This window comes from Streptomyces phaeofaciens (assembly GCF_014648915.1).
Lineage (GTDB): Bacteria > Actinomycetota > Actinomycetes > Streptomycetales > Streptomycetaceae > Streptomyces > Streptomyces phaeofaciens.
In genome coordinates this window covers 841,520-848,605 of record NZ_BMSA01000001.1, presented here as the reverse complement: position 1 = coordinate 848,605, position 7,086 = coordinate 841,520, and the positions used below count along the sequence as shown (strand labels likewise).

Annotated in this window: 3 protein-coding genes; all 3 read left to right on the top strand. The window is 71.5% G+C overall.

All coding sequences use genetic code 11. The annotated features are described in order from the left end of the window. Positions 1-1,416 (top strand): glycoside hydrolase family 2 protein (locus tag IE275_RS03515; RefSeq protein WP_308435630.1); only part of this gene is annotated, 1,416 nt, incomplete at its 5' end. A 164-nt stretch (positions 1,417-1,580) separates the two neighbouring features. Continuing rightward, positions 1,581-3,080: a carotenoid oxygenase family protein gene (locus IE275_RS03510; protein WP_189707300.1), complete on the top strand. Its 1,500-nt coding sequence runs from the start codon at positions 1,581-1,583 to the stop codon at positions 3,078-3,080. Positions 3,081-3,320: 240 nt separating this feature from the next. Continuing rightward, complete coding sequence (locus tag IE275_RS03505) at positions 3,321-7,004, top strand: laminin G domain-containing protein (RefSeq protein ID WP_229870065.1); 3,684 nt, start codon at positions 3,321-3,323, stop codon at positions 7,002-7,004. The last annotated feature ends 82 nt before the right edge of the window (positions 7,005-7,086 follow it).

Below are 7,086 nucleotides of genomic sequence, written 5' to 3'. Positions count from 1 at the left end.
GCCGTCCGGATGCACCGGGACATGAACTTCACCATGATCCGCAACTGGGTCGGCACGTGCGACCGCGAGGAGTTCTTCGCCGCCTGCGACGAGCACGGGATCCTGGTGTGGAACGACTTCCCCAACGCGTGGGCCATGGACCCGCCGGACCACGACGCCTTCGTCTCGATCGCACGGGACACCGTGCTGCGCCACCGCATCCACCCCAGCGTGGTGATCTGGTGCGGAGCCAACGAGGGCAACCCGCCGGCCGCCATCGACCAGGGCATGCGCGAGGCCGTCGAGCAGCAGGCGCCCGGCATCCTCTACCAGAACAACTCGGCCGGCGGCATCGTCACCGGCGGCGGACCGTACGGCTGGGTCGAACCGGAGAAGTACTTCGACCCGTCCACCTACGGCAGCAAGGACTTCGGCTTCCACACCGAGATCGGTATGCCCGTCGTCTCCACCGCCGCCAGCCTGCGGAACATGACGGGCGACGAACCCGAGTGGCCGATCCGCGGCGCCTGGTACCACCACGACTGGAGCGAGCGCGGGAACCAGGCACCCCACACCTACAAGGCCGCCGTCGAAGCCCGTCTCGGCACCGTCACCGACCTGGACGACTTCGCCCGCAAGGCCCAGTTCGTCAACTACGAGAACACGCGCGCCATGTTCGAGGCATGGAACGCGAACCTGTGGGACAACGCCAGCGGCCTGATGCTGTGGATGTCCCACCCGGCCTGGCACAGCACGGTCTGGCAGACCTACGACTACGACTTCGACGTCAACGGCACCTACTACGGGGCCCGGTCGGCCTGCGAGCCCCTGCATGTGCAGGCCGACCCCGCCGGCCGGGTCGTCGCCGTCAACCACACGCGGAAGAACCTGCGCGACGCCACCGTCTCGGCACGGCTGCTCGACCTGTCGGGCCGCCGGCTCGGCAGCACCAGGAGCGCCCGCCTCGATGTGGCTCCCGCCGCCACCGCGAAGGCGTTCACCGCCGGCTGGACCGACGACCTGCCCGACCTGCATCTCCTGCGCCTGACCCTGGAGGACCCGACCGGCCGCGTCCTGTCGCAGAACACCTACTGGCGCTACCGCACGCCGGACGCGATGCGGGCACTGGCCGGGACACCGCGCACGAAGGTGTCCGCGCGGGTCACCCGCGTGACCCGGTCCGGGAGCCGGCACGAACTGTCCGCCACCGTCCGCAACGACGGTTCGGCCGTCGCCGCCATGGTCCGGCTGTCCCTCCTGAACGACACGGACGGCCACCGGGTCCTGCCGACGCTGTACAGCCACAACTACCTGTGGCTGCTGCCCGGCGAGTCGCAGAACGTCACCCTGTCCTGGCCCGCCCGGGCCCTGCCCTCGCACCGCCCGCTGCTCACCGTGGAGGCGTTCAACAGCGCCCTCGCCGAGGCCCGCCCTTAGCGACACCACCGGTGGTGGTCTCGACACCACCCGTGGTGTCGAGACCACCACCCCCTTTCCGGGTTCCAGGCCGACTGACCTCCGTCCCTCGTCGGGGCAGGGTGGTCGATGTCAGCAGGGGGGCGGCGGCCGTATCGGCCGGGGCCCGGAGAGGGGAGAACACCATGTCCGACATCACGCGGCGCAGGGTGCTGGGCGGTGCGGCACTGGCCGCGGCCGCGAGTGTGGTCGGGGCCGGCGGACCGGGACGCCACGGCGCCGTCGCCCAGGCGGCGACCGGCACGACGGCGGAACGGTCGTTCCCGTTCCTGGAGGGCGCGTTCGCGCCGGTCACCGAGGAGCTGACCGCGTTCGACCTGCCCGTGACCGGCCGGATCCCCCGGGACCTGGACGGCCGCTACCTGCGGACGGGCCCGAACGCCCTCGGCATCGAGGACGCGCGGGCGCACCACTGGATGCTGGGCGACGGAATGGTCCACGGCCTGCGGCTGCGCGGTGGGCGCGCGGAGTGGTACCGCAACCGGTGGGTGCGCTCCTCCCAGGTCGCGGCCAAGCTCGGGGAGTCCTACCCGGGCCCGGTGCCACCGGACGACTTCGCCTGCAACACGCACGTCGTCCCGCACCGCGGACGCATCCTGGCGTTGCAGGAGAGCGGGCCGCTCCCGTACGAGCTGGACGGCGAGCTGAACACCGTGGGTCCCTACGACTTCCGCTCGACTCTGGAGGGCGCGTTCACCGCGCACACGAAGTACGACGCGGCGGCGGACGAACTGCACGCGGTGACCTACCACCCGACCTGGAACCACGTCCGGCACCTCGTGATCGACCGCACCGGGAGGGTGGCCGGGACCACCAGGATTCCGGTGGCGGACGCGCCGATGATGCACGACTTCGCCCTCACCGCGAAGTACGTGGTGATCGTGGACGTACCCGTGACGTTCGACGCCGCGGCGGCCGAGGCCGGCGCGCCGGTCCCCTACGGGTGGAACGACCGGCACCCGATGAGGGTGGGCGTGCTGCCCCGGGCCGGAGGAGCGGTCCGCTGGTTCGAGATCGATCCGGTCTTCTCTTCCCACACCCTCAACGCCTACGACCAGGGCGCCACCGTCGTCCTCGAACTCACCACCATGCCCGCGCCGTTCCATGTCACCGGCCGCGGCAACGGCGGTCCCTCCACCACCGGCACACCCGTGCTGGACAGGTGGACCGTCGACCTGCGTGCGGGGCGGGTCACCACCACACGCCTCGACGACCGCCCCCAGGAGTTCCCGCGCATCAACGAGTCCCTCGTCTCCCGCCGGCACCGCTTCGCGTACACCGCCTGCGCGGCGGAGATGTGGGTCGCGTACGAGACGGTCGACGGGGTGCCGCCGGACGACACGTTCACCAACAGCCTGGTCAAGCACGACATGCTGCGCGCCGGCAGTCAGGTGCACCGCTTCCCGCGGGGCGCCGCGGTGAGCGAGCCGGTGTTCGTCCCGCGCCACGACGCCCGGGGCGAGGACGACGGCTATGTCCTCGCCTACGTCCACGATCCCGACCGCGGGGCGAGCGACCTGGTGATCCTCGCGGCACAGGACTTCACCGCTCGCCCCCTGGCCCGCGTCCACCTGCCCGGCCGTGTACCGCTCGGCTTCCACGGCAGCTGGATCGCGGACGCCTGAGCCCGGCACGGCGGATTGTCCGTGCCGGTCCGCACACCCGCGACGCGTGCCCCGCACAGCGCGATCCGGGCCCACGGCCAACAGCTCGTGTGCCGCCCACGCACCCCGGGTGAACGCGCGGCGAACTCCCCGGCAAATGTCCGGCGACCACTCGGCCGGCTAGATCAATAACGGCGATCGTGTCTCTGCTGTGTTCACGCCAACAATGGGGGACCACCGGATATGTGGAGACGTTTGTGCGTGCGAAGACCGGCTCTGATCGGCAGAGGGGTGTCCGTGGTCACCGCGGTCGCCCTTCTCGCCACGCTGCCGGCCGTCGCCGTGGCCTCGCCGACGAGGGCGGGATCCGCGGCAGGCGGGTCGAAGAGCGAGACGCCGCTCTCGGAGTCGGCGCGGGCGCAGCGCCAGGCGGTGTCGTCCGGCGAGCGCGTCGAGGTGACGGGCGAACGGACCGAGCACGAGACGGTTTTCGCCAATCCCGACGGCAGGACGTTCACGCTGGAGAAGTCGATCGCTCCGGTCCGGGTGCGGACCGGGGCCGACGGCTGGGCCGCGCCGGACGCCACCCTGCGACGCCGTGCCGACGGGCGGATCGCGCCCCGGGCCTCGGCGGCGGGCGTGTCGTTCTCCGCGGGCGGTGCGGGCGCGGACCTGGTGTCGGTCACCGAGGGCGGCAGGTCGCTGACGGTGGGCTGGCCGGGTGAGCTGCCGAAGCCGGTGGTCAAGGGCGACCGGGCCCGCTATGTCGACGTCCTGCCGGGCGTGGACCTGCTGATGACGGCGACCGTCGAGGGCTACCGCGAGGTCTTGGTCGTCAAGACCCCCGAGGCAGCCGTCCAGCCGGCTCTGCGCACCCTCGACTTCCCGGTCCGGGGGCGGGGACTGACGGTGCGCCAGGGCGCGGCGGGATCGCTGGAGGCGGTCGACGACAACGGTGTCGCCCTCTTCCACGCGCCGGCCGCCCAGCACTGGGACTCCTCCGGCAGCCGCCGGGTGTCCGGGGTGCGGCAGGACGGCGCCCGCGGTACCCAGGTGGTGGACGACGGCTCGGGCGCGGCGGATCCGGCCCGTGCGCCGAGGCCGCGCGACCGGATGTCCGTACTGCCGGTGAAGGCACGCGCCGCCTCGGTGTCGGTCCTGCCGGACGCCGGGCTGCTGGCCGCCGAGGACGCGGTGTACCCGCAGTTCATCGACCCGAACGTGTCGATGAACGAGTCCGAGCGGACCGTGCTGTCGTCGGACGGCGACGCCTTCTACAACTTCACCGGCGGTGACACCGGTGAGGGCATCGGCCTGTGCGGAACGTATGTGACGGGCGGTTACGCCTACTACTGCGGCTCCAACTACAAGCAGCGGATGTACTTCGAGTTCTCGCCGTCCGGCCTCAAGGGCAAGCGCGTCCTGGACGCGACCTTCCGGGTGACCGAGCGCTGGTCGATGTCGTGCAGCCCCTCGGTGGTCCAGTTGGTGAAGACCGGGGAGATCTCCTCGGCGACGCGCTGGCCGGGGCCGACGAGCAACTGGGACGTGCTGGGCGACCGTACGGTCTCGGCGGGCCGGGGCAGCAACTGCGACCCGAGCCAGCCCGCCAAGCCGATCGAGTTCAACGACGACCCGAGCCAGTCGTACGAGAACCTGACGTCCACCGTGCAGAAGTTCGCGGCCGGTGACTTCGCCCGGCTGACGGTGATGCTGAAGGCCGGCGACGAGGGCGACCCGAACGGCTGGAAGCGGTTCGACGACGACGCGGTGCTGTCGGTGAGCTATGTGGGCCTGCCCGACGTGCCCACGAGCCCGGTGGTGGGCTCGGCCTGCGAGACGAACGCGGCGGACCCGGCCTGGCTGTCGGACCCGACGCCGAACTACGCGGGGGTGGTCCAGACGGCCTCCGGCGGGGAGAGCGGGGCGACGCTGCGCGCCCACTTCTCCGTGCAGGAGAAGCAGGCCGACGGGACCTGGACGGTGAAGACGGAACCCGTCCGCCCCTCCAGCGGCTTCGTGGGCGACGGCACCAAGGTCACGGTGGCCTCCCCCGTCACCCTGAAGCAGAACACCCTGTACCGGATGGCGGTGTTCTCGCGCTCCTACTACAACGACGGCGCGAGCAGCATCGAGAGCCACAGCACCGTCACCACCAAGGGCTGGTGCTACTTCCAGGTCGACTCCACCCGCCCCAAGGCGCCGACGGTCACCGCTCCGGCGGGCGCGCTGTACCCGGTGTGCCCGGACGACGGCGACGGCTGCGGTGCCGCGACCGGCGGACCGGGCCAGGCCGGGCAGTTCGTCTTCACCAAGAACGCCGCGGACGCGAACGTCGTGGCGTTCGAGTACAAGCTCGCCACCGACACCAAGTGGACCAAGGTGTCGGGGACGTCGTCGGTGACCCGTTCCGTGAAGCCCGCCCTGTCCGGGGTGCAGGTGCTGAACGTACGGGCCGTGGACAGCGTCGGCACGGGCCAGTCCGGGGAGTCGAAGGCGATCCGCTTCAACGTGGCCGAGGGCAAGGGCGCCACGAGCCGCTGGAACTTCAACGACAGCGCCGTCGGCTCCGGTGAGACCGTCGCGTCCGACTCGGCGACGACCGACGGGACCCGCCATCCGGCGACCCTCTACACCACCGGTTCGGGATGGTCGGGGCTGGGCCGCCGCGGTTCGCTGGACCGCTCGCTGTGGCTGAACGACATCTCCGACCCGGCCCGGCAGGCGGGCTACGCCGCGACCTCGGGTCCGGTGGTCAACACCCAGTCCTCCTACACCGCGTCCGCGTGGGCCTACCTCACGGACGACACCGAGTACCGGACCGTCATGTCCCAGACGGGCAGCGACAGTTCGGGCTTCTCGCTCTACTACTCCGGCGGCGTCAAGAAGTGGATCTTCCGCTTCAACTGGACCGACAGCGCCGGACAGCGCCAGTTCGTGGCCAGCGGCGCGGACACGGCGGGCGTGCCTCTGAAGGTGTGGACCCATGTCGCGGGCGTCTACGACGCCGATGACCGGACCATCCAGTTGTACGTCAACGGCCGCGCCCAGGGCAGCCCGGTCGCCGTGCCGTCCGGCGGCGAGAAGCAGACTCCCGACGGGGCCCTGCAGTTCGGCCGGGCCAGCTATGTGTACGGCACGTACACGCAGTACTGGAAGGGCCGTATCGACGAGGCCGCCGTGTTCCAGGAGGCGCTGCCGGCGGCGGAGGTGGCCAAGGAGGCCAAGCTGCTGGACTCCACCGGCACCGCCGCCGCCACGGAACTCATGGCCTCCTTCGACCCGCAGGGCGCGAGCGGCACCACCCTGGCCGACACCGTGACCGGCTACGCCCGCTCGCTGACACTGTCCGGGGGCGCCTCCCTGGACGGCGAGGCGATCGTCCTGGACGGCACGGACGACGCGGCCACCGTCTCCGGCCCGGTCGTCGACGACAGCGGCTCCTTCACGGTGACCACCGAGGTCGAACTCGACCGGACCGCGCTCGCCGCCAAGCCCACCGGTTACGTCGGCCAGGTCCTCGGCCAGCGCACGGCCGACGGTTCGGCGTGGGGCCTGTGGTACCACCGGACCGGCACCGAGACCTGGTTCGACGACGAGGGGAACCTGCACGAGGACCCGTCGGGGTTCTGGAAGTTCGGCCGTGTGAACAGTGACGGCAGCTTCACCGCGGTCACCTCCGACAACGCCGCCGTCACCTCCGGCAAGGTCCGCCTCACCGGCGTGTACGACGCCCAGGACGGCACGATCCGCCTCTACCTCGACGCCTCGCGCAACGACGTGGAGACCCCGTACACGGCGAAGATCGGCCAGGGTGAACTGGCCGTCGGCAAGGGGTACGCCGGCGGGGCATGGGGCCGTTTCCTGCCCGCGAGGATCGGCGACATCCGGATCTGGGCCGGTGCGGCGGCCGACAGCGACCAGCTCGAGACGATGATCGGCTGACGTCCCGGCGGCGGCCGGCCCCGGTGACTCCGGTGCCGGCCGCCTCCCTCCCCTCCCTGAGCCCCGCCCAGCACCGGGGAGC

Excerpts from the sequence above, each read along its gene's own strand:
- IE275_RS03510 (WP_189707300.1), top strand. The coding sequence starts at position 1,581 with ATGTCCGACATCACGCGGCGCAGGGTGCTGGGCGGTGCGGCACTGGCC.